The following is a 22,035-nucleotide window of genomic DNA, read 5'->3' as shown; positions in this document are numbered from 1 at the left end:
GCTCAGCGCATGAAAACCCTTGGCCTCATCGGCGGCATGAGCTGGGAATCGACGGCGATCTATTATCGCCTGCTCAACGAGATCGTGCGCGAGCGGCTGAGCGGGCTGCATTCGGCAAAGCTGTTGCTCTATTCCTTCGACTTCGCCGAAATCGCCGACCGGCAGCATCATGGCGACTGGGACAGTGCGGGCGTGCTGCTGTCGGATGCGGCGCGCAAGCTGGAGGCGGGCGGCGCAGAGGGGCTTTTGATCTGCACCAACACCATGCACAAGCTCGCCGACCGGGTGCAGGCGGCGGTGTCGATCCCGCTTATCCACATTGCCGACGCCACGGCCGTCGCGGTCAAGGGCGCCGGCGTCAAGCGGCCGGCGCTGCTGGCGACCCGCTTCACCATGGAGCAGGATTTCTACAAGGGCCGGCTGACGGAGAAATACGGGCTGCAGCCCGTGGTGCCGAACCAGGCCGGGCGCGACATGGTGCACCAGGTAATCTACGACGAGCTCTGCCGGGGCATCGTCAGCGCGGCATCGAAGGCGGCCTATATCGACGAGGTCGCCCGTCTGCGGCGCGATGAGAAGATCGATGGCGTCATCATGGGCTGCACCGAGATCACCATGTTGATTGGCGAGCGCGATTTCGACATTCCGGTGTTCGACACCACGCGCATCCATGCCGAGGCGGCGGTCGCATTCATGCTGCCCTGAAGGGCCAAAACAGGGATCAGGGCTGGGCGGCCACGGCGACATTGCCGCTGCCGACAACTTTCAGCTTCCATCGATCTGCTTCCGTGCCGGCCAGATTGAGGTGCCTGGTCAGGAAATAAGGGCGATCGGTGTTGGGGCCTTTGGCTGGGCAAAACCGGTCCTGCAGATAGGAGGGAGGCGTCGCCTGATAATACAGGTTGGCCACGATGCTGGCCGGACGCGCGCGCGGGCTAAACAGCCTTCCGCTCCTTCACGAATTGCGTGCCAAAACTGCCGCGCGCTTGACTTCTTTTTGCAGCGACATTCAATACATCCGGCATTGCTGTGAGGGGATGAAAGCAAGATGGAATTTGCGTTTCCGTGGCCGACCAGCCAGGGCGAATGGCTGGCTTGGTCCAGCGCCGTCGTCACCTTGGCGCTCGGTCTGCTGTTTTTCCTCGCGCCAGGGCTGGCATTTCGGATTCTGCGGCTGCAGGTCCGGCCCGAAAGGGGAGCGGCAATCGCGGAAGGGCGCGGCCGCATGTCGGGCTTCTATCTCGGCGTCAGCCTGTGCTGCATTCTGTTGGCGCAGCCGTGGCTCTATATGGCACTCGGCTTTTCCTGGCTGTTCACCGCTTTTGGCCGTTTGCTGTCGATGATGTCGGACGGCGCCAACACGCCTTTCAACTGGGCGTCGATCGTCGTCGAACTCGTCCTGGCCGCGTTGCCGCTCGCCTTCGTCTTCGGCTTTCTGCCCTGAATCGGCAGCCAATCCAAAGGCTTCGGTTGAACTCTACGGCCGGATGCGACAATAGTGCCCGAAAAGCATGCGGAACGACGCATTGCGGTCTTAAAATGCCTGTGCTAGACGGCAATCGACTTTCGGCCGGGGATAGCGGAAGCCGCGCCTCCGTGCTTGGAAAAACTTAGTAAGGTCAAAGATTTAGCCAGAGTTTTTGCTCGCGCCAACAATCTGCGGCCCCTCAGACAAGAGAAAAGACGGTCCGTGGCTCAATCGTCATCGCCAATCTCGGGTGTCGCAGAACGCTACGCGGGTTCGCTGTTCGAACTTGCGCGGCAGTCGAATTCGGTGGCCAAGGTCGAAGCCGACCTCAACAGTTTCGCCAAGATGCTGGATGACAGCGCCGACCTGACGCGCCTCATCAACAGCCCGGTGTTCTCCAGCGAGGACCAGGCCAAGGCAATCGCGTCGATCGCCGACAAAGCCGGCATCACTGGCCTGACCGGCAATTTCCTGCGCGTCGTCGCCCGCAACCGCCGGCTCTTCGCGGTGCCCGGCATGATCAAGGCATTTCGCCGGATCTCTGCCGAACAGCGCGGTGAGACATCAGCCGAGGTCACTTCGGCGCATGAACTGACGGCTGCCCAGCAGACGGAACTCAAGGCCGCGCTGAAAAGCGTCGCCGGCAAGGACGTGGCCATCACTGTTACCGTCGATCCGTCGCTGCTCGGCGGGCTGGTGGTCAAGATGGGCTCGCGCCAGATCGATACGTCGCTCAAAACCAAACTCAATTCGCTCAAGCTTGCACTGAAAGAGGTCGGCTGATGGACATCCGCGCCGCGGAAATTTCCGCAATTCTCAAAGACCAGATCAAGAATTTCGGCAAGGAGGCCGAGGTCTCCGAAGTCGGCCAGGTGCTGTCCGTGGGTGACGGTATCGCTCGCGTCTACGGCCTCGACAATGTCCAGGCCGGCGAAATGGTCGAGTTCCCCGGCGGCATCCGCGGCATGGCGCTCAACCTCGAAGCCGACAATGTCGGCGTCGTCATCTTCGGCGCCGACCGCGACATTAAGGAAGGCGACATCGTCAAGCGCACCGGCGCCATCGTCGATACGCCTGTCGGCATGGGCCTGCTCGGCCGCGTCGTCGACGCGCTCGGCAATCCGATCGACGGCAAGGGCCCGATCAAGGCGACCGAACGCAAGCGCGTGGACGTCAAGGCGCCAGGCATCATCCCGCGCAAGTCGGTCAACGAGCCGATGTCGACCGGCCTCAAGGCCATCGATGCATTGATCCCGGTCGGTCGCGGCCAGCGCGAGCTGGTCATCGGCGATCGCCAGACCGGCAAAACCGCGATCATCCTCGACACGATGCTCAACCAGAAGGCCGTGCACGACAACGGACCGGAAAAGGAAAAGCTCTACTGCGTCTACGTCGCCATCGGGCAGAAGCGCTCGACGGTCGCGCAGTTCGTGAAGGTTCTCGAAGAGCGCGGCGCGCTTGAATATTCGATCATCGTCGCCGCCACCGCTTCCGATCCGGCGCCGATGCAGTTCCTGGCTCCGTTCACCGGCGCCACCATGGGCGAATATTTCCGCGACAACGGCATGCATGCGCTGATCAGCTATGACGATCTGTCGAAGCAGGCCGTCGCCTATCGCCAGATGTCGCTCTTGCTGCGCCGCCCGCCGGGTCGCGAAGCCTATCCGGGCGACGTGTTCTACCTGCATTCGCGCCTGCTCGAGCGCGCCGCCAAGCTCAACGACGATCTGGGCGGCGGTTCGCTGACCGCGCTGCCGATCATCGAGACGCAGGCCAACGACGTGTCGGCCTACATCCCGACCAACGTGATCTCGATCACCGACGGCCAGATCTTCCTCGAAACCAACCTGTTCTTCCAGGGCATCCGTCCGGCGGTCAACGTCGGCCTGTCGGTGTCGCGCGTTGGTTCGTCGGCGCAAATCAAGGCGATGAAGCAGGTCGCCGGCTCGATCAAGGGAGAGCTGGCGCAGTACCGCGAAATGGCTGCGTTCGCGCAGTTCGGCTCCGATCTCGACGCCGCCACGCAGCGCCTGCTCAACCGCGGCTCGCGCCTGACCGAACTGTTGAAGCAGCCGCAGTTCTCGCCGCTCAAGGTCGAGGAGCAGGTCACGGTGATCTTCGCCGGCGTCAACGGCTATCTCGACAAGCTGGCGCTGAACCAGGTCGGCAAGTTCGAGCATGGTCTGCTCAGCCATATGCGCTCGGCCGGCAAGGACGTGCTGGACGGCATCCGCAAGGAAAAGGCGCTGTCGGACGATCTGCGCGCCAAGCTGAAGGCCGAGATCGACGCCTTCGCCAAGACCTTCGCTTGAGAAGAAGCCGGACGCTCGGGATCAGGTTTGAAGCATGCCTTCATTAAAAGACCTTCGTAACCGTATCGCCTCGGTCAAGGCGACGCAGAAGATCACCAAGGCGATGCAGATGGTCGCCGCGGCGAAGCTGCGCCGCGCGCAGGAAGCGGCGGAAGCGGCGCGTCCCTATTCCGAGCGGATGGGTGCGGTGCTGGCCAATATCACGCAGGCGATCGGCGGCGGCGGCGATGCCCCGGCACTGATGACCGGCACCGGCAAGGACGATGTGCATCTGCTCGTCGTCTGCACCGCCGAGCGCGGCCTTTGCGGCGGCTTCAACTCGCAGATTGCACGTCTGGCCCGCGACCATATCCGCCGGCTGCTGGCCGACGGCAAGCAGGTCAAGATCATCTGCGTCGGCAAGAAGGGTTTCGACATTCTGCGCCGAGACTATGCCTCGCTCATTATCGACCGCGTCGACCTGCGCGATGTCAAGAAGCTCGGCTTCGTCAATGCCGATGCCATCGCCCGTAAGATCATCCATCTGTTCGGCGAAGGCGGCTTCGATATCTGCACGCTGTTTTATTCGCAGTTCAAGTCGGTGATCAGCCAGATTCCGACCGCGCAGCAGATCATTCCTGCCGGCGTGGCCTCCGCTCCCGCCGAAGCGACCGCGGGTGGCAATGCCGTCTACGAATACGAGCCGGAGCCGGGCGAGATCCTCACCGACCTCATTCCGCGCAACATCTCGGTCCAGGTCTTCCGCGCGCTGCTCGAAAACGCAGCCGGCGAGATGGGCGCCAAAATGAGCGCCATGGACAATGCAACGCGCAATGCCGGCGACATGATCAACAAACTGTCGATCACCTATAACCGCCAGCGGCAGGCGCAGATCACCAAGGAACTGATCGAAATCATTTCGGGCGCCGAAGCGCTCTAGGCGCGACCGCCAGGAGGTCATCGACCTTCTGATGGAGCGTGAGAAACAAAGGACGAGAAGGGTAAAGACGATGGCGAAAGCAGCGACCCCCGCGAAGACGGCCCCCAAGGCGGCCGCAAAGGCTCCGGCAGCAGCGGCGAAGGCCGCTCCGGCCAAGAAGGCGGCCGCGCCCGCCAAGGCCGCGGCTCCGGCAGTGAAGACGACGAGCGTTGCCGTCAAGAAGACCGGCGCCATCGGCAAGGTTCGCCAGGTCATCGGCGCCGTCGTCGACGTGCAGTTCGGCGATCATCTGCCGGCCATTTTGAACGCCATCGAAACCTCCAATGTCGGCAACCGCCTGGTGCTCGAAGTTGCCCAGCATCTGGGCGAAAACACCGTGCGCTGTATCGCCATGGATTCCACCGAAGGCCTGGTTCGCGGCCAGGACGTCTATGACACCGGCGCGCCGATCACCGTTCCGGTCGGCCCGGGCATGCTCGGCCGCATCATCAACGTCATCGGCGAGCCGGTCGACGAAGAAGGCCCGGTCGACGGCATCGAGATGCGCGCCATCCACCAGCCGGCGCCTACCTATGTCGAACAGTCGACGGAAGCGCAGATCCTGATCACCGGCATCAAGGTGCTCGACCTTCTGGCGCCCTACGCCCGCGGAGGCAAGATCGGCCTGTTCGGCGGCGCCGGCGTCGGCAAGACGGTTCTGATCCAGGAGCTGATCAACAACGTCGCCAAGGCGCATGGCGGCTTCTCGGTCTTCGCCGGCGTCGGCGAGCGCACCCGCGAGGGCAACGATCTTTATCACGAGTTCATCGAGTCCGGCGTCAACAAGAAGGGCGGCGGCGAAGGCTCCAAGGCGGCACTGGTCTATGGCCAGATGAACGAGCCGCCGGGCGCGCGTGCCCGCGTCGGCCTGACCGGCCTGACGGTCGCCGAATATTTCCGCGACCAGGGCCAGGACGTGCTGTTCTTCGTCGACAACATCTTCCGCTTCACGCAGGCCGGTTCTGAAGTGTCGGCGCTGCTCGGCCGTATTCCTTCGGCCGTGGGTTACCAACCAACGCTGGCCACCGACATGGGTGCGCTGCAGGAACGCATCACCACAACGACCAAGGGTTCGATCACTTCGGTGCAGGCGATCTACGTGCCGGCCGACGATTTGACCGACCCGGCGCCTGCGACCTCGTTCGCCCACCTGGACGCGACGACCGTGCTCAACCGCGCGATCTCGGAAAAGGGCATCTACCCCGCCGTCGATCCGCTCGACTCGACCTCGCGCATGCTCGATCCGCTGGTCGTCGGCGAGGAGCACTATGCCGTCGCCCGCCAGGTGCAGTCGATCCTCCAGCGCTATAAGTCGCTGCAGGACATTATCGCCATCCTTGGCATGGATGAGCTGTCGGAAGAGGACAAGCAGACGGTGGCCCGCGCCCGCAAGATCGAGCGCTTCCTGTCGCAGCCGTTCTTCGTCGCCGAAGTGTTTACGGGTGCGCCGGGCAAGCTGGTCGACCTCGCCGACACAATCAAGGGCTTCAAGGGCCTCTGCAACGGCGACTACGATCACCTGCCGGAAGCCGCCTTCTACATGGTCGGCGGCATCGACGAAGCGGTCGAGAAGGCTCAGCGCCTGGCGGCTGAAGCAGCGTAATCAAGGCAATAGGGAGTAGTCAGTAGTCAGTAGTGAATAGCGGCCGGGTGATCAGGACAGCTGTCCTCTCCCTACTCCCTACTCACTATTCCCTACTCACTAAATTGACATGGCTGAAGCTTTCAAGTTCGAACTGGTCTCGCCGGAGCGCCTCCTGGTTTCCGAGCAGGTCGAGTCCGTCGTCATTCCAGGCGCCGAAGGTGAAATGACAGTCATGGCGCACCATGCGCCAGTCATGACCACGATCAAGCCGGGCGTCGTCACGCTGAAGACCGCCGGCGGCAAGGAAGAACGCTATGTGGTGTTCGGCGGCTTTGCCGACATCGTCCCTGCCGGCTGCACGCTGCTCGCCGAATCGGCGGTCGCCGTCGGCGATATCGACCGCGCCGATCTCGCCCGCCGCATCCAGGAAGCCAAGGAAGACGCCGCCGACGCCAAGGACGACCAGAGCCGCAGCAAGGCGGAGCAGTTCCTTAGCCAGCTTACCACGCTCGAAGGCGCGCTGCTGCCGGCGTAAGCCGCAGAATGATTGGACGTGATCCGAGGGGTAATGGTCGGGCAAAGGTATGAAACAGGCCGGGCTTAAGCCCGGCTTTTTGTATCCAGGCGACGTCAGGTCACCTGGTCTTTCCCGGTACACCCAGTGCCGCGAGCGCGAGCGCCACCCCGCCTTGCAGGATATGCTCGCGATGGGCGGCAACCAGTTCGATCAGCGTCTGGCGCTCGGGGCTGCCGCTGGCGAAGCCGGCGAGGTCAAACACCGTCACCACCCGTTCCAGCGTCGGCTGCGCTCCGAGCGCCGCCAACGCGGCGTCGAGCGGATCGGTAAAGTGGGCTTTCGGCAGGTCCTTGCCGCGCGCCTCGCAGGCGGCGATCCAGGCGGCGATCACCAGCGTCAGATGCTCCGGGACCAGGCCGGCCTGGATGCACTCGATGGCGGTAGCGACAATGCGCTGCGGCAATTTCTGGCTGCCGTCATTGGCGATCTGCGCGGTGCGGTGGGCCAGCGCGGTGTTGGAGAAACGTTCGGCAAGTTCGGCCGTATAGGCTGACGTGTCGAGCCCGGCATCCGCAGGCAATGTCGGGATGGCCTCGGCCCAGAGCCGGTCGACGAACGCGCGGATCGCGGGATCCGCGAAGGCGCGGTCGACGGTGACGTGGCCGCTGAGCAGGCCGATATAGGCGATGCCCGAATGGGCGCCGTTGAGCAGCCGAAGCTTCATGTCCTCGAACGGCCGGACATCCTCGACCATGGTGACGCCGAATTTCTCCCAGGCCGGGCGGCCGGCTGGAAACCTGTTTTCGATCACCCATTGCCGGAACGGTTCGGTCATCACCGGCCAGGCGTCCTCGAGGCCGAGTTCGACCGCGATGCGCGCCCGGTCGGCATTGGTGGTTGCCGGCACGATGCGGTCGACCATGCTCGATGGGAATGCAACGTCATCGGCTATATGACCGGCGAGGGCAGCGTCGCCTGAAGCAGCAGCGCCGGCATCGCGCAGTTTTGCAAACCCGACCAGCAGCCGGTGCAGCGTGGCGCCATTGGCCGGCAGGTTGTCGCAGCAAAGCACGGTGAAGGGCGGCGTGCCGGCGGCCCGGCGTCGCACCAGCGCTTCCGCCAGGAATCCATGCGCTGTCCTGGGAGATCCGGGATTGCCCAGATCGTGGACGATATCGGGGTGGTTTTCGTCGAGGCTGCCGTCGGGGGCCCTGAGATAGGCCTTTTCGGTGATGGTCAGGGTGACGATCCGGGTGCGCGGATCGGTCAGCGCGGCGAGCACCGCGCCGGGGTCTTCCGGCGCGACCAGCATCGACTGGATCGAGCCGATAATGTGCAGCGCTTCACCATCGCTGCCGCGCACCGCCAGCGTGTAGAGCCCGTCCTGCGGCGTCAGCGCATCGCGCGTGTCGGGGCTGCGCAGCGAGACGCCGACAATGCCCCAGCCGGTGTCGCCGGCCGCCAGGCAGTCATCGACATAGGCGGCCTGATGGGCACGGTGGAAGGCTCCAACGCCGAGATGGACGATGCCTGGGGCGACACTGGCGCGATCGTAGGCGGGGACCGCGACCGAGGCCGGCAAGGATTGCACTGTTGCGTTGGAAAGGCGTCTGCTGGTCATGGCGCGGCTTGTCGCTGGATGGTGTTCGGGCGAATCTGCTAGCGGCGTAACATCCGCTCTTCCGCCGCACAATGACCTGACGTCGCCTAAAAGTCATCATACAACAATCCGATTTTTGTATGTTGACATTATTTCTTTCCAACCCTACCGATATCGCCCTTGGGAGGAACGACGTGGCGGGACTGACCGATCCGGATCTACTTTTTGCCGCCGAAGGGCGCGCGCTATCGATCGCGCGCGATCTCCATGCCGGCATCAAGGACCTGCCGATCATCAGCCCGCACGGCCACACCGATCCGCGTTGGTATGCGCTCAACGAGCCATTCCCCGATCCGGCGCAATTGCTGGTGGTGCCCGACCACTACATTTTCCGCATGCTGTTCAGCCAGGGCGTGCGGCTGGAAGATCTCGGCGTCTCGACCCTCGACGGCTCGCCGGTAGAGACCGATCCCAGGGCGATCTGGCGGCGCTTCGCCGAGCACTATTACCTCTTCCGCGGCACGCCGACGCGGTTGTGGCTCGACCATGTGCTCGAGCATCTGTTCGGCATCGAAGAGCCGCTCAACGCCAGCACCGCTAGCCGCCATTACGACACCATCGCGGCGCTTTTGCAGCGCGACGATTATCGCCCACGCGCGCTGTTCGAGCGCTTCAACATCGAGGTCATCGCGACGACCGAGGGCGCACTCGACGACCTCCAATGGCACAAGACGATCCGCGACAGCGGCTGGCAGGGCCGCGTCGTCACTGCCTACAGGCCAGATGCTGTCGTCGATCCCGACTTCGAAGGATTTTCGGCCAATCTCGATCGTCTGGGCGAGATCACCGGCTGCGACACCGGCACATGGGCCGGCTATCTCGACGCGCACCGCCAGCGCCGCGCCTTCTTCAAAAGCTTCGGCGCAACCTCGTCGGATCATGGCCATCCGACGGCCGAGACCGCCAATCTTTCCGATGCGGCGGCGGAAGAGCTGTTCAACCGCATCCGCCGCGGCTCGGACGACGAGCGCGAGCGCAAGCTGTTTCGCGCCCAGATGCTGACAGAGATGGCCAAGATGAGCCGCGACGACGGGCTGGTAATGCAGATCCATCCCGGCTCATGGCGCAACCATTCGCCTGGTGTTTTCCAGAGATTCGGCCGCGACAAGGGTTTCGATATCCCTACCCGCACCGACTATGTCGCGGCGCTCAAACCCTTGCTCGACTGCGTCGGGCTGGAGCGCGACCTCTCCATCATCCTGTTCACGCTCGACGAGACCAGCTACGCGCGTGAACTGGCGCCGCTTGCCGGCGTCTATCCGGCGCTGAAGCTCGGGCCGGCCTGGTGGTTCCACGACAGTCCGGAAGGCATGCGCCGGTTCCGCGAGATGACCACCGAGACCGCCGGCTTCTACAACACCGTCGGCTTCAACGATGACACCCGTGCCTTTCCGTCGATTCCCGCCCGTCACGATGTGGCGCGCCGGGTTGACTGCGCCTTTCTCGCCCGTCTCGTCGCCGAGCACCGGCTGCGTGAGGACGAGGCGCATGAGCTGGCGCGGGAGCTTGCCTACACGCTTGCCAAGAAGGCGTACCGGCTGTGAGCCGGGCGCGTGGAATTTTAAAAGGGAGGAAGACAGTCATGTTGCATTTTTCAAAACTGGTGGCAGCCACATTCGCCTTCGGCTCGCTGATGATCGGCGTTGCCGGCGCCCAGACCGTACTGCGCTCGGCCGACACCCATCCGGACGGGTATCCGACTGTCGAGGCGGTCAAATATCTCGGCGAGCTCATCAAGGAGCGCACCGCCGGCCGCTATTCGGTCGAGGTCTATCATTCGGCGCAGCTCGGCGAGGAAAAGGACACGATCGAGCAGACGCAGACCGGTGTCATCGATCTGAACCGCGTCTCGATGGGTCCGTTCAACGGCATCGTGCCGGAAACCGCGGTGCCGTCGCTGCCCTACATGTTCCGTTCGGTCGAGCACATGCGCCATGTCATGGACGGGCCGATCGGCGACGAGATCCTCAAGGCCTTCGAGACGCATGATCTGGTCGGCCTTGCCTTCTACGATTCCGGCGCCCGTTCCTTCTACAACACCAAGAAGGACATCACCTCGATCGCCGATCTGAAAGGCATGAAGTTCCGCGTCATCCAGTCCGACGTGTTCGTCGATATGGTCAACGCGCTTGGCGCAAATGCCACGCCGATGGCGTATGGCGAGGTCTATTCGGCGCTCGAAACCGGTGTCATCGACGGCGCCGAGAACAACTGGCCCAGCTTCGAATCCGCCAAGCACTACGAAGTCGCCAAGCACTATACCGTCGACCAGCACCAGATCGTGCCGGAAGTGCTGGTGATGTCGAAATCGAGCTGGGACAGACTGACGCCGGAAGACCAGGCGATCGTCAAGCAGGCGGCCAAGGACAGCGTCGTCAAGATGCGCGAATTGTGGGACGCGCAGGAGAAGAAGTCGCGAGAGATCGTCGAGAAGGCCGGCGTCAAGGTCAGCGAGATCGACAAGCAGCCGCTGATCGATGCGATGAAGCCGGTCTACGACAAGTATCTGAAGACGCCGGAGCTCAAGGAGCTCGCGACGCGCATCCAGGCGACCAAGTGATTTTCTGGCGGGGCGGCATGGCGCCGCCCCGCCAATCGCTTTTAGGCGACGGAAAGACCGGGAGGATCGGATGACTGCGGGAACGGCCAGGAGCGGAGCGCCACCGCGCTTCAGTGCGGTGCTTTCGAAGATTTGCGACGGTGCGCTCTATCTCGCGGGCATCGGGATGGTCGCCATGACTGCGCTTGTTGCCTACCAGGTGTTTTCCCGCTTCGTGCTCAACGCGTCACCGAGCTGGACCGAAGTCACCGCCATCATGCTGATGAACTGGTTCATTTTCCTGGGCGCTGCCGTCGGCGTGCGCGAGAATTACCATATGGGCTTCGACGTGCTGCTCTATATCCTGCCCAAGGGCAGCAAATGGGCGCTGCGCACCCTGTCCGACCTGATCGCGTTGGGCTTCGGCTTCGGCATGGTCTGGTACGGCTGCAAGCTGGTCGGGCTGACCTGGCGGACCATCATCCCGGCGCTCGAGCTTCCCGGCGGTTTTGACTATCTGCCGCTGGTTGCCGGCGGCTTTCTGATCTGCCTGTTCTCGGCCGAACGCATCGTGCTGCGCTGGTCCGGCGCCGACATCGACAAGGATATCAATCTCGAAGAAGTTCCGGAAATGCCGGCCGTGCAGGAGGCCTAGATGGAACTCTGGATCCTGTTCGGCGTCTTCACGCTTTTGATGTTTGCCGGCACGCCGATCGCCTTTTGCCTGGGTGCGGCGTCCTTCGCCACCGTGCTTTATCTCGGCCTGCCGCCCCTGGTGGTGTTCCAGCAATTGAAGTCGGGCATGTCGGCGTTCTCGCTGATGGCGATCCCGTTCTTCATCTTTGCGGGCGATCTGATGGTGCGCGGCGGCATCGCGCAGCGCATCGTTTCCTTTGCCGGCTCGCTGGTCGGTCATGTCCGCGGTGGGCTCGGTCAGGTCAACATCATCGCCGCGACGTTGTTCGGCGGCATTTCCGGCTCGGCTGTGGCGGAAGCCGCTGCCGTCGGCGGGCTGATGATCCCGCAGATGAAAGCGCGCGGCTACGGCGCCGACTATGCCGTCAACGTCACCTCGATGGCGGCGCTGATCGCGCTGCTTCTGCCGCCGTCGCAGAACATGATCATCTATTCGATCGCCGGCGGCGGCAAGATTTCGATCGCCGACCTGTTCACCGCCGGTATCCTGCCTGGTCTGCTGTTCGCCGCTTCGCTGATGGTCACCGCCTATTTCGTCGCCCGCAGCCGCGGCTACCCGGTCGAGGCTTTTCCCGGCTTCTCGCGTGTCGGCCAGCTGGCGGTCATCGCCATCCCCGGACTTCTGCTCATCGGGATCATCTTCGGCGGCGTTCGCTCGGGCATTTTCACGGCGACGGAAAGCTCCTGCATCGCCATCATCTACGCTTTGCTGGTCACCGTCTTCGTCTACCGGTCGATGGCCTGGGGCGATTTCGTCCATGCCACAAAGGGCGCGGTGCGCACGACCTCGATGGTGCTGCTGATCATCGGCACGGCGGCCTCGTTCAGCTGGCTGATGGCCTATCTAAAAGTGCCGGTGCTGCTGATCGCAGGCATGAACGCCATCTCCACCGATCCGCTGGTGGTGCTGCTTCTGCTCAACGTCCTGATGCTGCTGCTCGGTACCTTCATGGACATGGGGCCGATGATCATCATCTGCACGCCGATCTTCCTGCCGCTGGTCACCCATTACGGCGTCGACCCCGTGCATTTCGGCGTCATCACCATCCTCAATCTCGGCATTGGGCTCAACACGCCACCGGTCGGCACGGTGCAGTTCGTCGCCTGTGCCGTCGGCAAGATTACGGTCTGGGAAGCGATGCGCTCGATCTGGCCGTTCTATGGCGCGGGCATCGTGGTCCTGGGGCTGGTCACCTATATTCCGGCGATTTCGCTCTGGTTGCCGAGCGTGTTCAAATAGGGCGTCTTCAAATAGACGTCTTCAAACAGGGGTGCGATATGGCATCGGATAGCGCTGTTGATCTCAGGGTCGAGAGAAAACCCAAACTGTCGGAGACCGTCGTCGCAGCGATCCGCAAGCAGCTGCAGGCGGGCGAGATCCTGCCCGGCTACAAATTGCCGACCGAAGGACAACTGACCGAGACCTTCGGCGTCAGCCGCACCGTCATCCGCGAAGCGCTGGCCAAGCTCGCCGCCGACGGGCTGGTCGAGGCGCGCCAGGGCGCAGGCGTGTTCGTCACCGAGCACATCTCAACGATGTTCGGCGCGCTCGCCGCCGACATGGGCAGCAAGGATTCCATCGCGCTCAATGTGCTCGAAGTGCGCCTGGCCGTCGAAATCGAATCGGCCGGGCTCGCCGCCATTCGCCGCAACGCCGCGCAGGAAGCGGCGATCCAGGAAGCCTTCTTCGAGTTCGAACGGCTGCTGCTCAACAGCGAGCCGACCGGCCCGGCCGATCTCGCGTTCCACCGTGCGATCGCCAGCGCCACCAACAACCCGTTCTATGTCGAGATGCTCGATGTGCTGGGCCGCCGCGCCATTCCTTGCGACGTGACCTCGCCCTGGTCGACGGAACTTGTGCAATCCGACAGCTATCAGCGCGGGCTGCAGCGCGAGCATCTGGTGATCCTGAATGCGATCACGTCAGGCGACGCCGAAGCCGCGCGCGAGGCGATGCGCACCCATCTCACCGCCAGCCAAGAGCGCTACCGCGAGCGGCTGCACGCCCGCCAGGTCTACTACGCCGACTCGGTCAAGGCGTCGGCAACCAAATAGCCATTCATTCAGCTGGAGCAGCAATGACTCAAAGTCACCCGCATACCGATTTCACCTCGCGTTTCGCCATCGACCCGGTCGCCGCTGCTTCCATGGGCACCGACGAACTGCGTCACAACTTCCATATTGACGACCTGTTCCAGCCGGGACGCGTCAGCCTGACCTACACCCACTATGACCGCATGATCGTCGGCGGCGCCGTGCCGGCGGCAGCGCCGCTGCCGCTGGAAGCGATCAAGCCGACGGGCACCAAGAATTTTCTCGACCGCCGCGAGCTGATCATCGTCAATATCGGCGGCGCCGGCTCGGTGACGGCAAATGGCGAGACCCACCAGTTGCAGGCGCGCGACATGCTCTATCTCGGCATGGGCAGCACCGACGTTTCGTTCGCATCGGCCGATGAGGGCGCACTGGCCAAATTCTATCTGCTCGGCGCGCCTGCGCATCACACCCATCCCAACCGGCTGATCCGCATTGGCGATGCCAAGCGCCTCGATCTCGGCAGCAAGGAAACCTGCAACGAACGCTCCATCTTCCAGTTCATCCATGCCGATGGCGTCAAGACCTGCCAACTGGTGGTCGGTATGACCCAACTGGCGCCGGGCTCGGTGTGGAACACCATGCCTTGCCATGTGCATGACCGGCGCATGGAGGCCTATCTCTATTTCGACCTGCCGGAGACGGCGCGCGTCTTCCATTTCATGGGCGAGCCGGACGAAACGCGGCATCTGGTGATGGCCAACGAGGAGGCGGTGCTGTCGCCGGGTTGGTCTATCCATTCCGGGGTCGGCACCTCGAACTATGCCTTCATCTGGGCGATGGCCGGCGACAATGTCGACTACACCGATGTCGACCCGGTGCCGCTGGGTGAATTGCGTTGAGCGGCCCTTCCTCCTTCAGCCTGGCCGGCAAGCGTATCCTGGTCACCGGCGCGAACACCGGCATCGGCCAAGGCATCGCCGTCTCGATCGCGCGCGCCGGCGGCACCGTCATAGGTGTCGGCCGCTCGGCGATGGACGACACGGAAAGACAAGTCACGGAAGCCGGTGGCCAGTTCGAGGCGGTGCGATGCGATCTCGCCGATCATGTTGCCGCCAAGGCCATGCTCGACCAGGTGTGGGAGAAGACCGGCCCGATCGACGGGCTGGTCAACAATGCCGGCATCATCCGCCGCGCCGATGCGGTCGATTTCTCCGAGGCCGACTGGGACGACGTCATCGACGTCAATCTGAAGACGCTGTTCTTTCTCAGCCAGGGTTTTGCCAGGCGCGTGCTGACCGACCCGAGGCGGCGCGGCAAGATCGTCAACATCGCCTCGGTGCTGAGTTTCCAGGGCGGCATCCGCGTCGCGTCCTATACCGCGTCGAAACATGGCGCGCTCGGCGTGACCCGGCTGCTCGCCTGCGAATGGGCGGCCAAGGACATCAACGTCAACGCCATTGCTCCCGGCTATATCGAAACCAACAACACCGAGGCTCTGCGCGCCGATCCCGACCGGAGTGCGGCTATATTGGCGCGCATCCCGGCCCGGCGCTGGGGCGGACCGGAAGACATAGGCGACGCCGCTGTCTTCCTGCTGGCCCCCGCATCCGACTATATGCACGGCGCCGTGATCCCGGTGGATGGCGGCTGGCTGGCGCGATGAGGAAACAGTCATGATCGAGCATAAGATTTTTGCCCAACCCGGCGAGAGCGCGTGGACGCCGACGCCGGACGGCAACAGACGCCGCGTTCTCGTCTCCACCGATGAGCTGATGATGGTCGAGTTCGGCTTCGACAAGGGGGGCGTCGGCGCACTGCATTCGCACCCGCATGTCCAGGCCAGCTATGTCGCCGAAGGCCGCTTTGAGGTGACCATCGACGGCCGCATCGAAACAATCGAGACCGGCGGCAGCTTCATCGTGCCGTCCAATCTGGTGCACGGCGTCAAGGCGCTGGAGGCCGGGCGCCTGGTCGACAGCTTTACCCCGCACCGCGCCGATTTCCTGGCCTGAACCTTTTTCGGCAATTCCAGAAACAGGAAACCCGCGCCTACTGGGGAGGCGCGGGCTGTTGCCTGTGCGCTCGTGGCGCAGCGGTACTCGAAACATCGCCGCAGGGTTGGACGGTGCCGCAACATGGTGAAGATAGGTTTAACGATGCCAACCAGGTCGATCGCCGGTGGGGTGTTGCTGCTGCTTGTTGTGGTCACGCAGGGGCTGCGCTAATCGTTCTGTCCCGCCGCTGCTTCGGGCGGCCGATCGAAACATCAGTGATGCAGATATCGACGACGAGCGTGCCGACGCACGATCCCAAACGGCGCGTCCTCAAGGACGTGTTCGGCTTCGACGATTTCCGTCCCGGACAGGCCGCGGTGATGGAGGCGCTGCTTGCCGGCCGTCATGTGCTGGCCGTCATGCCGACGGGTGCCGGCAAGTCGCTCTGCTATCAGGTCCCGGCGCTGGTCAAGGGCGGGCTGACCATCGTCGTTTCACCGCTGGTGGCGCTGATGCAGGACCAGGTTGCCGCACTGCGCCTTGCCGGCGTCGCCGCCGATACGATCAACTCCTCGATCGACCGTGACGCCAATGTCGCGGCATGGCGCCGCGTTGCGTCCGGGCAGACGCGGCTGCTCTACCTCGCGCCGGAACGGCTGATGACCGAGCGGATGCTGGATGCGCTTGCCAGGCTCGATGTCAGCCTGATCGCCATCGACGAGGCGCATTGCATTTCGCAGTGGGGGCCGGCGTTCCGGCGCGAATATGAAGACCTGTCGCAGCTGCGTGGCATCTTTCCCGACGTACCGATCATTGCGGTGACGGCGACGGCGGACGAGACGACGCGGGCAGACATCGAGAGACGGCTGTTTGGCGGGCGTGTCGAAACGCAGGTGCTTGGCTTCGACCGGCCCAACATCAAGCTTGCCATCGAGCCCAAGCAGGACAGCAAGCGGCAGTTGTTCAATTTCATCGGGCGCCATCAGGGGCGCAGCGGCATCGTCTATTGCCTGTCGCGCAAGAAGACCGAAGAGATGGCGGCGTTTCTCGAAAAGAACGGCGTGACCGCGCTCGCCTATCACGCCGGGATGAGCAAGGAGGCGCGCGATGCGAATCAAAACGCCTTCATGACGCTGTCGGGCGTCGTCATGGTGGCGACCATCGCCTTCGGCATGGGCATCGACAAACCCGACGTCGCCTATGTCTTCCACACCGACCTGCCGGGCAGCCTCGAAGCCTATTACCAGGAAATCGGCCGCGCCGGTCGTGACGGGCGGGCGGCGGAGGCGCATATGCTTTACGGGCTCGGCGACATCCGCATGCGCCGCATGTTCATCGACGACGAGGACGCCGCTGTCGAGCACAAGCGCCGTTCGCATGGCCGGCTCGAGACGCTGATCGGCTATTGCGAGACGGCCGAGTGCCGCCGCCAGGTGCTGCTCGGTTATTTCGGTGAAGAGGCGGTCCCTTGCGGCAATTGCGACAATTGCCTGGAACAGGCGCCGCGCGCCGACGGCACCGCCGAGGCGCGCCTCATCCTGGCGGCGGTGGCGCAGAGCGGCGAGCGCTTCGGCGCCGGCCATGTCATCGACATCCTGATCGGCCACGAGACTGAAAAGATCGCGGCAAGGGGGCATCACAGGCTGGCAGCCTTCGGCAATGGCGCCCCGCACAAGAAGGATTTTTGGCAATCTATGATTCGCCAGCTGGTCGCGAACGGTTTCCTGATGCCGGACCCGGCCGGCCATGGCGGGTTGGCCATCGCGGACAAGGGCCACGCACTCGGCCGGGGCGAGGTGCCGTTCCAGTATCGGGTCGAGATGCGCACGCGCGCCGCGCGCCGCGCGGCTCGTGCCGGGCAGAGCCCCCAGAGCGAAAATGTCGATGCGTCGCTGCTCGCGGCGCTCAAGACGGTGCGGCTGCGGCTGGCCAAGGAACGCCAAGTGCCAGCCTATGTGGTGTTTTCGGATCGTACACTGATCGACATGGCCGAGCGTCGTCCGCAAGACCTCGACGATTTCGCCGGGGTCAACGGCGTAGGTGCGGCCAAGCTCAAGGAGTTCGGCAAGGTTTTTCTGAGCGCCATTGCCGAACATCAAGCTGGCGGGTGACTACGCGTTGCGGCTCGCCTGCATCCGATCTGGCAAATGGATTTCGGCGATCAATCCGCCGCCGCTTCGGTTTTTCAGCTCCAGCCTGCCTTCGATAGCAAGCGACAATTGATAGGCGATTGCCAGGCCTAATCCGGCGCCTCCGCTGCCCCGGTTTCGCGATTGCTCGAGGCGGAAGAACGGTTGCAGGACCGCTTCGAGCTGGTCTTGCGGAATGCCGGGGCCGCGATCGAGCACACTTATGACGACGTGGTCTCCAAGCCCTTTTGCCACCAGGACTTCCGCCTTGCCGGCAAACTTCAGCGCATTGTCGACGAGGTTGGTGAGGATGCGCCGCAGCGCTTGCGGGCGCGTCACCACCGCGGCATCGATTTCCGCACCGGCCGACACGGCCTTGCCGGTGTCCTGGTAGTCGTACACCAGGCTTTCGACGAAGGAGCCGAGGTCGATCCGCGACGGCTTTTCGAGGCTGCCGCGGGCACTGCGGGCATAGGCCACGCCCTCATGCACGAGGTTCTCGATCTCGGCCAGATCGTGCATCAGCTTCTCTTTCCCCGGCGTCTCGTCCGACAGTTCGGCGCGCAGCTTCATGCGCGTGATCGGCGTCTGCAGATCATGGGAGATCGCGGCAAGGATCTGCATGCGCTCTTCGAGGTGCTCGGCAATGCGCTCGCGCATCGAATTGAAGGCGGTCGCCGCATGCGCGACTTCCAGAGGCCCTGATTCGCTCAAGCGCGGCGTGGGCTTACCCGGATCGAGTGTGTCGGCGGCGTTGGCCAGATCGACCAGCGGACGGATGACCAGACGGACGGCGAACCAGCTGCACAGCACGAGCAAAAGCAGCTGCGCCACCAGCACATAGGGCAGCCATCGCGCCAGCGGCATCAGCGAGGGGTGGACATCGATGGTCAGCGGTGCGCCATCGCTTAGCGTCAAATGCGCCTGAAGACGGTTTCCGTCAGCGGGAATGGCCTCGACCCTCACTAGGAAACGCGGGCCGGCTGCAGCGCTTATGGTCGCGCCTATCAACGGGCCTCTGCCGGTCAGCTCGGGCACGCCCGGCACTCCCGGTCCCAACACATAGCGATAGGTGTTCCGGTCGAGCAGCGGCAGCCATTGCGCCCGTTCCGCCGCGGGAACGCGGTCGAGGATGGCGATCGCAGCCTTCACATCCCTGTCCAGCGTATCGGTCATGATCGTCTGGGCCGAGGCGAAGCGCTCTGCGATCAGGAGCACAAAGGAAAGACCCTGCGCCACGATCAGGCCGGCGAGCAGGATCAGGAACAGCCGGGAGCGCAATGTGCGCGGCCAGGGCCGGAAGCGCTGCAATGTCGCCATCTGGCTCAACCCGGCTCGCTGATTTCGACAGGCATCGACAGCACATAGCCTTCGCTGCGAACCGTCTTGATGTAGGCCGGTTCGCGCGCATCGTCGCGCAGGCGCTGGCGCAGGCGGCTGACCAGCAGGTCGATGGAGCGGTCGAAGATCTCCGCTTCGCGCCCCTGCGTCAGGTTGAGCAGCTGGTCGCGGTTCAGGACACGCTGCGGATGGTCGACGAAGACGCAGAGCAGCCGGTATTCGGCGCCGCTGAGTGCGATCGCGGTGCCATCCTCGTCGAGAAGGTGACGTGCCACCGTGTCGAGACGCCACGCACCGAATTTCAGCAGACGCCCGGTCTCCGTCACCTGGAGATTTGGCGGCAGCATGCGGGTTCGCCGCAGCACCGCGTTGATGCGGGCCAGAAGCTCGCGCGCGGCGAAAGGTTTCACCAGATAGTCATCCGCGCCCAGCTCCAGGCCGATGATCCGGTCTGTTTCGTCGTTGCGGGCGGTCAGCATCAGGATAGGCGTTGCCTTGTGCTTGCCGGCGCGCAATTGCCGGCACAGAACGAGGCCGTCATCGCCGGGCATCATCACATCGAGGATGATGAGGTCGACGGAATCAGTATCGAGGAAGGCGCGCATCTGCCGGCCGTCCGGCACGGCGGTGGCGCGCAGGCCGTTCTTCTTGAGGTAGCCCGAGACCAGCTCGCGGATTTCGCGATCGTCATCGACGATCAGGATGTGATCGACATGATCCATCGTGGATGCTTCCTGTCTTCTTCGCCTGATGTCACCTGTACATTTTCCCTGGGGAAAGTGCATCAAGCGCCGCCGGCAGTGTATCCGCGAGACGCGATAAGCTGCCGGCTGCGATGCCGTTGTTTTTGCCAGTTGGCTAGACCAGCTCGATGGTGACGCCGATATTACCACGCGTGGCCTTGGAGTAGGGGCAAGTCTGATGCGCCCCTTCCACCACAGCGCGGGCAGTCTCCCGATCCACACCGGGAAGGCTGACATTGAGACGAGCCTGGAGCAGATAGCCACCCTCCGATGTCGCGAGGTCGACTTCGGCATCGACGGCGACATCGGACGGCAAGGCGACATTCATCTTGCGTGCCGCCAGGCCCATGGCGCCGATGAAGCAGGCCGACCAGCCGGCGGCAAACAGCTGCTCCGGATTGGTGCCGGCGCCGGTACCGGGCGGTGAAAGCTTGATGTCGAGGTGGCCGTCCGAGCTGCGGGATGCACCGTCGCGGCCGCCCGTGGTGTGGGTCTTGCCGGTGTAGAGAACTTTTTCGATCGTGGTCATGGGGATCATTTCCTTGAGGGAGGATAGCGTTGCGTCGAAGGCCAGGAGGCCCGCGATATCCGCATAAGAGGCGCACGACGTATCCCGAATGTGTGCTGATCGGCTGGAAATGTATCTCAGTGTCCGGGTGCCGGATTGCTACTTCAGCTTTCAATTTCGGCGCATGGGAACACATGCGAGATACACCGGGGCCATCCTTTCCAGCCGGTATCAAATCAGTAGGAGAAACCATGACCGACGAAATCAACCACGACCGCCGCCGCTTCTTCGGTACGGCGGCCCTAACCCTCGCCGCCGCCGGCCTGGCCGGCTCGGCCGGCGCACTGGCCAGTACGGCAAAGGCGGCGACCCTGCCCACGCCGGGGGCGAATACGACCTTCGCCGCGCTGAAGCAGATCAAGGCCGGCGTCCTCGATATCGGCTATGCCGAGGCTGGTCCGGCCGATGGGTCGCCGGTCATTCTCCTGCATGGCTGGCCCTATGATATCTACGCCTTTGTCGAAGTCGCGCCGCTGCTGGCGTCGGCGGGCTACCGGGTGATCGTGCCCTATCTTCGCGGCTATGGCACGACGCGCTTCCTGTCAGCTGAAACGATGCGAAACGGCCAGCAATCGGTGGTCGCCCAGGACATTGTAGCCCTGATGGATGTGCTCGGTATCCCCAAGGCTATCCTTGCCGGTTTCGACTGGGGCGCGCGTTGCGCCTGCATCATTGCGGCGCTGTGGCCGGAGCGTGCAAAGGCGCTGGTCTCGGTGAGCGGCCATCTCGTCAGCAACATCAAGACCGGCAAGGTGCCGCTGCCGCCGAGCGCCGAGCATGACTGGTGGTACCAGTTCTATTTCGCCACCGAGCGCGGCGCGGCCGGCTACGACAAATACCGGCATGATTTCGCCAAGCTGATCTGGCAGACGGCGTCACCGAAATGGAATTTTGACGACACCACTTTCGACCGCAGCGCCGCGGCCTTCGACAATCCTGACCATGTCGCCATCGTCATTCACAATTACCGCTGGCGCGGCGGGCTGGCGGCGGGCGATCCGCAATATAATGAGCTCGAAAACCGGCTTGCCGCTGGCCCCATCATTGGCGTGCCGACAATCACGCTGGAGGGCGACGCCAATGGCGCGCCGCACCTTAACCCAAAGGCCTATCGCAACAAGTTCTCGGGCAAATATGAGCATCGGACGATCGCGGGCGGCATCGGCCACAATCTGCCGCAGGAAGCGCCGCAGGCTTTCGCCCAGGCCGTCATCGACGTCGACAGCTATTGATCCTGTCGCTGGAAACGAAACGGGCGGCCAGTGGCCCTCCGTTTGTGGGAAGACACGAAGCGCCTCCTAGACAGTTCTGGTGAAGGGTTTCACAGAGGCGGCCGTAGATACAGCTAATATGCCCGAATTCAGCGAAGGCAATAGACCGCCATTCGTATTGCGTTCGCTGAGCTTCGGGCGACGTTTACAGCTTGCATGAAACGAACGGGGCGCGCCGAATTTTCGGCGCCCGTCTGGCTATGGGAGCAGGGCATGG

22 protein-coding genes are annotated in these 22,035 nt (G+C 63.5%); 17 read left to right on the top strand and 5 right to left on the bottom strand.

The genetic code is table 11. The features are described from left to right. The first annotated feature begins 9 nt into the window (after positions 1–9). Positions 10–705, top strand: a complete 696-nt coding sequence (locus NKI61_RS07815; RefSeq protein WP_023747312.1) for an aspartate/glutamate racemase family protein — start codon at positions 10–12, stop codon at positions 703–705. 16 nt (positions 706–721) lie between these two features. Here the strand turns inward: NKI61_RS07815 and NKI61_RS07810 are convergent, their stop codons facing one another. Then, positions 722–910 (bottom strand): hypothetical protein, encoded by a 189-nt coding sequence (locus NKI61_RS07810; RefSeq protein WP_352839114.1) that lies wholly within the window; start codon positions 908–910, stop codon positions 722–724. Between the two features lie 138 nt (positions 911–1,048). On the opposite strand from NKI61_RS07810, the gene NKI61_RS07805 reads away from it, so the two are divergent. The 6 genes from NKI61_RS07805 (at position 1,049) to NKI61_RS07780 (ending at position 6,858) form a co-directional block, all read left to right on the top strand. Then, positions 1,049–1,444, top strand: coding sequence for an AGROH133_08824 family phage infection protein (locus NKI61_RS07805; RefSeq protein WP_023736848.1), 396 nt, complete (start codon positions 1,049–1,051; stop codon positions 1,442–1,444). Between the two features lie 246 nt (positions 1,445–1,690). After that, positions 1,691–2,251 (top strand): F0F1 ATP synthase subunit delta, encoded by a 561-nt coding sequence (locus NKI61_RS07800; protein WP_023732973.1) that lies wholly within the window; start codon positions 1,691–1,693, stop codon positions 2,249–2,251. Then, complete coding sequence (gene atpA / locus NKI61_RS07795; RefSeq protein WP_023684101.1) at positions 2,251–3,780, top strand: F0F1 ATP synthase subunit alpha; 1,530 nt, start codon at positions 2,251–2,253, stop codon at positions 3,778–3,780. The genes NKI61_RS07800 and atpA overlap by 1 nt, the downstream gene beginning before the upstream one ends. A gap of 34 nt (positions 3,781–3,814) precedes the next feature. Beyond that, on the top strand, positions 3,815–4,699 hold the full coding sequence (locus tag NKI61_RS07790; RefSeq protein ID WP_023668672.1) for a F0F1 ATP synthase subunit gamma: 885 nt from the start codon (positions 3,815–3,817) through the stop codon (positions 4,697–4,699). A 70-nt stretch (positions 4,700–4,769) separates the two neighbouring features. Beyond that, the gene (gene atpD, locus NKI61_RS07785; RefSeq protein ID WP_023698224.1) at positions 4,770–6,341 is read left to right on the top strand and encodes a F0F1 ATP synthase subunit beta; all 1,572 of its coding nucleotides are present in this window, start codon (positions 4,770–4,772) and stop codon (positions 6,339–6,341) included. Between the two features lie 109 nt (positions 6,342–6,450). Beyond that, positions 6,451–6,858, top strand: a complete 408-nt coding sequence (locus tag NKI61_RS07780) for a F0F1 ATP synthase subunit epsilon (protein ID WP_023668674.1) — start codon at positions 6,451–6,453, stop codon at positions 6,856–6,858. A gap of 100 nt (positions 6,859–6,958) precedes the next feature. Here NKI61_RS07780 and NKI61_RS07775 read toward each other — a convergent pair whose 3' ends face one another. Further along, positions 6,959–8,461 carry a mannitol dehydrogenase family protein gene (locus NKI61_RS07775; RefSeq protein WP_352839113.1) on the bottom strand — a complete coding sequence of 501 codons (1,503 nt, stop codon included), beginning with the start codon at positions 8,459–8,461 and terminating at the stop codon, positions 6,959–6,961. 173 nt (positions 8,462–8,634) lie between these two features. Between NKI61_RS07775 and uxaC the strand changes: the two genes are divergently transcribed. The 9 genes from uxaC to recQ all read left to right on the top strand — a co-directional run bounded on the left by uxaC (position 8,635) and on the right by recQ (position 17,877). After that, positions 8,635–10,044: a glucuronate isomerase gene (gene uxaC, locus NKI61_RS07770; protein WP_352839112.1), complete on the top strand. Its 1,410-nt coding sequence runs from the start codon at positions 8,635–8,637 to the stop codon at positions 10,042–10,044. A 38-nt stretch (positions 10,045–10,082) separates the two neighbouring features. Beyond that, positions 10,083–11,060 carry a TRAP transporter substrate-binding protein gene (locus tag NKI61_RS07765; protein WP_352654313.1) on the top strand — a complete coding sequence of 326 codons (978 nt, stop codon included), beginning with the start codon at positions 10,083–10,085 and terminating at the stop codon, positions 11,058–11,060. Positions 11,061–11,130: 70 nt separating this feature from the next. Then, positions 11,131–11,694: a TRAP transporter small permease gene (locus tag NKI61_RS07760; protein ID WP_502899868.1), complete on the top strand. Its 564-nt coding sequence runs from the start codon at positions 11,131–11,133 to the stop codon at positions 11,692–11,694. After that, a complete protein-coding gene (locus NKI61_RS07755) occupies positions 11,695–12,975 on the top strand; it encodes a TRAP transporter large permease (protein WP_023684106.1) in 1,281 nt (426 codons plus the stop codon). A gap of 38 nt (positions 12,976–13,013) precedes the next feature. Beyond that, complete coding sequence (locus tag NKI61_RS07750; RefSeq protein ID WP_352654315.1) at positions 13,014–13,790, top strand: FadR/GntR family transcriptional regulator; 777 nt, start codon at positions 13,014–13,016, stop codon at positions 13,788–13,790. Positions 13,791–13,813: 23 nt separating this feature from the next. Next, complete coding sequence (gene kduI, locus NKI61_RS07745) at positions 13,814–14,671, top strand: 5-dehydro-4-deoxy-D-glucuronate isomerase (RefSeq protein WP_352654317.1); 858 nt, start codon at positions 13,814–13,816, stop codon at positions 14,669–14,671. Next, entirely contained in the window at positions 14,668–15,435 is a 768-nt protein-coding gene (gene kduD, locus NKI61_RS07740; RefSeq protein WP_352654319.1) for a 2-dehydro-3-deoxy-D-gluconate 5-dehydrogenase KduD, read from the top strand. Before kduI ends, kduD begins: the two co-directional genes overlap by 4 nt. Before the next feature lie 10 nt (positions 15,436–15,445). Further along, positions 15,446–15,784 carry a cupin domain-containing protein gene (locus NKI61_RS07735; RefSeq protein WP_352459913.1) on the top strand — a complete coding sequence of 113 codons (339 nt, stop codon included), beginning with the start codon at positions 15,446–15,448 and terminating at the stop codon, positions 15,782–15,784. Positions 15,785–16,044: 260 nt separating this feature from the next. Then, positions 16,045–17,877, top strand: coding sequence for a DNA helicase RecQ (recQ, locus tag NKI61_RS07730; protein WP_352654392.1), 1,833 nt, complete (start codon positions 16,045–16,047; stop codon positions 17,875–17,877). Here recQ and NKI61_RS07725 read toward each other — a convergent pair whose 3' ends face one another. The 3 genes from NKI61_RS07725 to NKI61_RS07715 form a co-directional block, all read right to left on the bottom strand. Continuing rightward, positions 17,878–19,224, bottom strand: coding sequence for an ATP-binding protein (locus NKI61_RS07725; RefSeq protein ID WP_502899867.1), 1,347 nt, complete (start codon positions 19,222–19,224; stop codon positions 17,878–17,880). After that, positions 19,221–19,958, bottom strand: a complete 738-nt coding sequence (locus NKI61_RS07720) for a response regulator (RefSeq protein WP_352839110.1) — start codon at positions 19,956–19,958, stop codon at positions 19,221–19,223. The genes NKI61_RS07725 and NKI61_RS07720 overlap by 4 nt, the downstream gene beginning before the upstream one ends. Before the next feature lie 136 nt (positions 19,959–20,094). Then, a complete protein-coding gene (locus NKI61_RS07715) occupies positions 20,095–20,508 on the bottom strand; it encodes an organic hydroperoxide resistance protein (protein WP_023715919.1) in 414 nt (137 codons plus the stop codon). A gap of 230 nt (positions 20,509–20,738) precedes the next feature. On the opposite strand from NKI61_RS07715, the gene NKI61_RS07710 reads away from it, so the two are divergent. Next, the gene (locus NKI61_RS07710) at positions 20,739–21,779 is read left to right on the top strand and encodes an alpha/beta fold hydrolase (protein ID WP_352839109.1); all 1,041 of its coding nucleotides are present in this window, start codon (positions 20,739–20,741) and stop codon (positions 21,777–21,779) included. The last annotated feature ends 256 nt before the right edge of the window (positions 21,780–22,035 follow it).

The organism is Mesorhizobium sp. M0514 (genome assembly GCF_040321145.1).
Classification (GTDB): domain Bacteria; phylum Pseudomonadota; class Alphaproteobacteria; order Rhizobiales; family Rhizobiaceae; genus Mesorhizobium.
Note: the sequence above shows the minus strand (reverse complement) of the source record. Positions and strands in the feature narration are given on the sequence as shown.

Bases quoted from the DNA above. Each gene is read 5' to 3' on its own strand.
- NKI61_RS07735 (WP_352459913.1), top strand. From the start codon at position 15,446: ATGATCGAGCATAAGATTTTTGCCCAACCCGGCGAGAGCGCGTGGACG.
- NKI61_RS07815 (WP_023747312.1), top strand. From the start codon at position 10: ATGAAAACCCTTGGCCTCATCGGCGGCATGAGCTGGGAATCGACGGCG.
- NKI61_RS07710 (WP_352839109.1), top strand. From the start codon at position 20,739: ATGACCGACGAAATCAACCACGACCGCCGCCGCTTCTTCGGTACGGCG.
- NKI61_RS07760 (WP_502899868.1), top strand. From the start codon at position 11,131: ATGACTGCGGGAACGGCCAGGAGCGGAGCGCCACCGCGCTTCAGTGCG.
- NKI61_RS07765 (WP_352654313.1), top strand. From the start codon at position 10,083: ATGTTGCATTTTTCAAAACTGGTGGCAGCCACATTCGCCTTCGGCTCG.
- kduI (WP_352654317.1), top strand. From the start codon at position 13,814: ATGACTCAAAGTCACCCGCATACCGATTTCACCTCGCGTTTCGCCATC.
- NKI61_RS07720 (WP_352839110.1), bottom strand. From the start codon at position 19,958: ATGGATCATGTCGATCACATCCTGATCGTCGATGACGATCGCGAAATC.
- recQ (WP_352654392.1), top strand. From the start codon at position 16,045: ATGCAGATATCGACGACGAGCGTGCCGACGCACGATCCCAAACGGCGC.
- atpA (WP_023684101.1), top strand. From the start codon at position 2,251: ATGGACATCCGCGCCGCGGAAATTTCCGCAATTCTCAAAGACCAGATC.
- NKI61_RS07780 (WP_023668674.1), top strand. From the start codon at position 6,451: ATGGCTGAAGCTTTCAAGTTCGAACTGGTCTCGCCGGAGCGCCTCCTG.
- NKI61_RS07715 (WP_023715919.1), bottom strand. From the start codon at position 20,508: ATGACCACGATCGAAAAAGTTCTCTACACCGGCAAGACCCACACCACG.
- NKI61_RS07775 (WP_352839113.1), bottom strand. From the start codon at position 8,461: ATGACCAGCAGACGCCTTTCCAACGCAACAGTGCAATCCTTGCCGGCC.
- NKI61_RS07755 (WP_023684106.1), top strand. From the start codon at position 11,695: ATGGAACTCTGGATCCTGTTCGGCGTCTTCACGCTTTTGATGTTTGCC.
- NKI61_RS07805 (WP_023736848.1), top strand. From the start codon at position 1,049: ATGGAATTTGCGTTTCCGTGGCCGACCAGCCAGGGCGAATGGCTGGCT.
- NKI61_RS07790 (WP_023668672.1), top strand. From the start codon at position 3,815: ATGCCTTCATTAAAAGACCTTCGTAACCGTATCGCCTCGGTCAAGGCG.
- atpD (WP_023698224.1), top strand. From the start codon at position 4,770: ATGGCGAAAGCAGCGACCCCCGCGAAGACGGCCCCCAAGGCGGCCGCA.
- NKI61_RS07750 (WP_352654315.1), top strand. From the start codon at position 13,014: ATGGCATCGGATAGCGCTGTTGATCTCAGGGTCGAGAGAAAACCCAAA.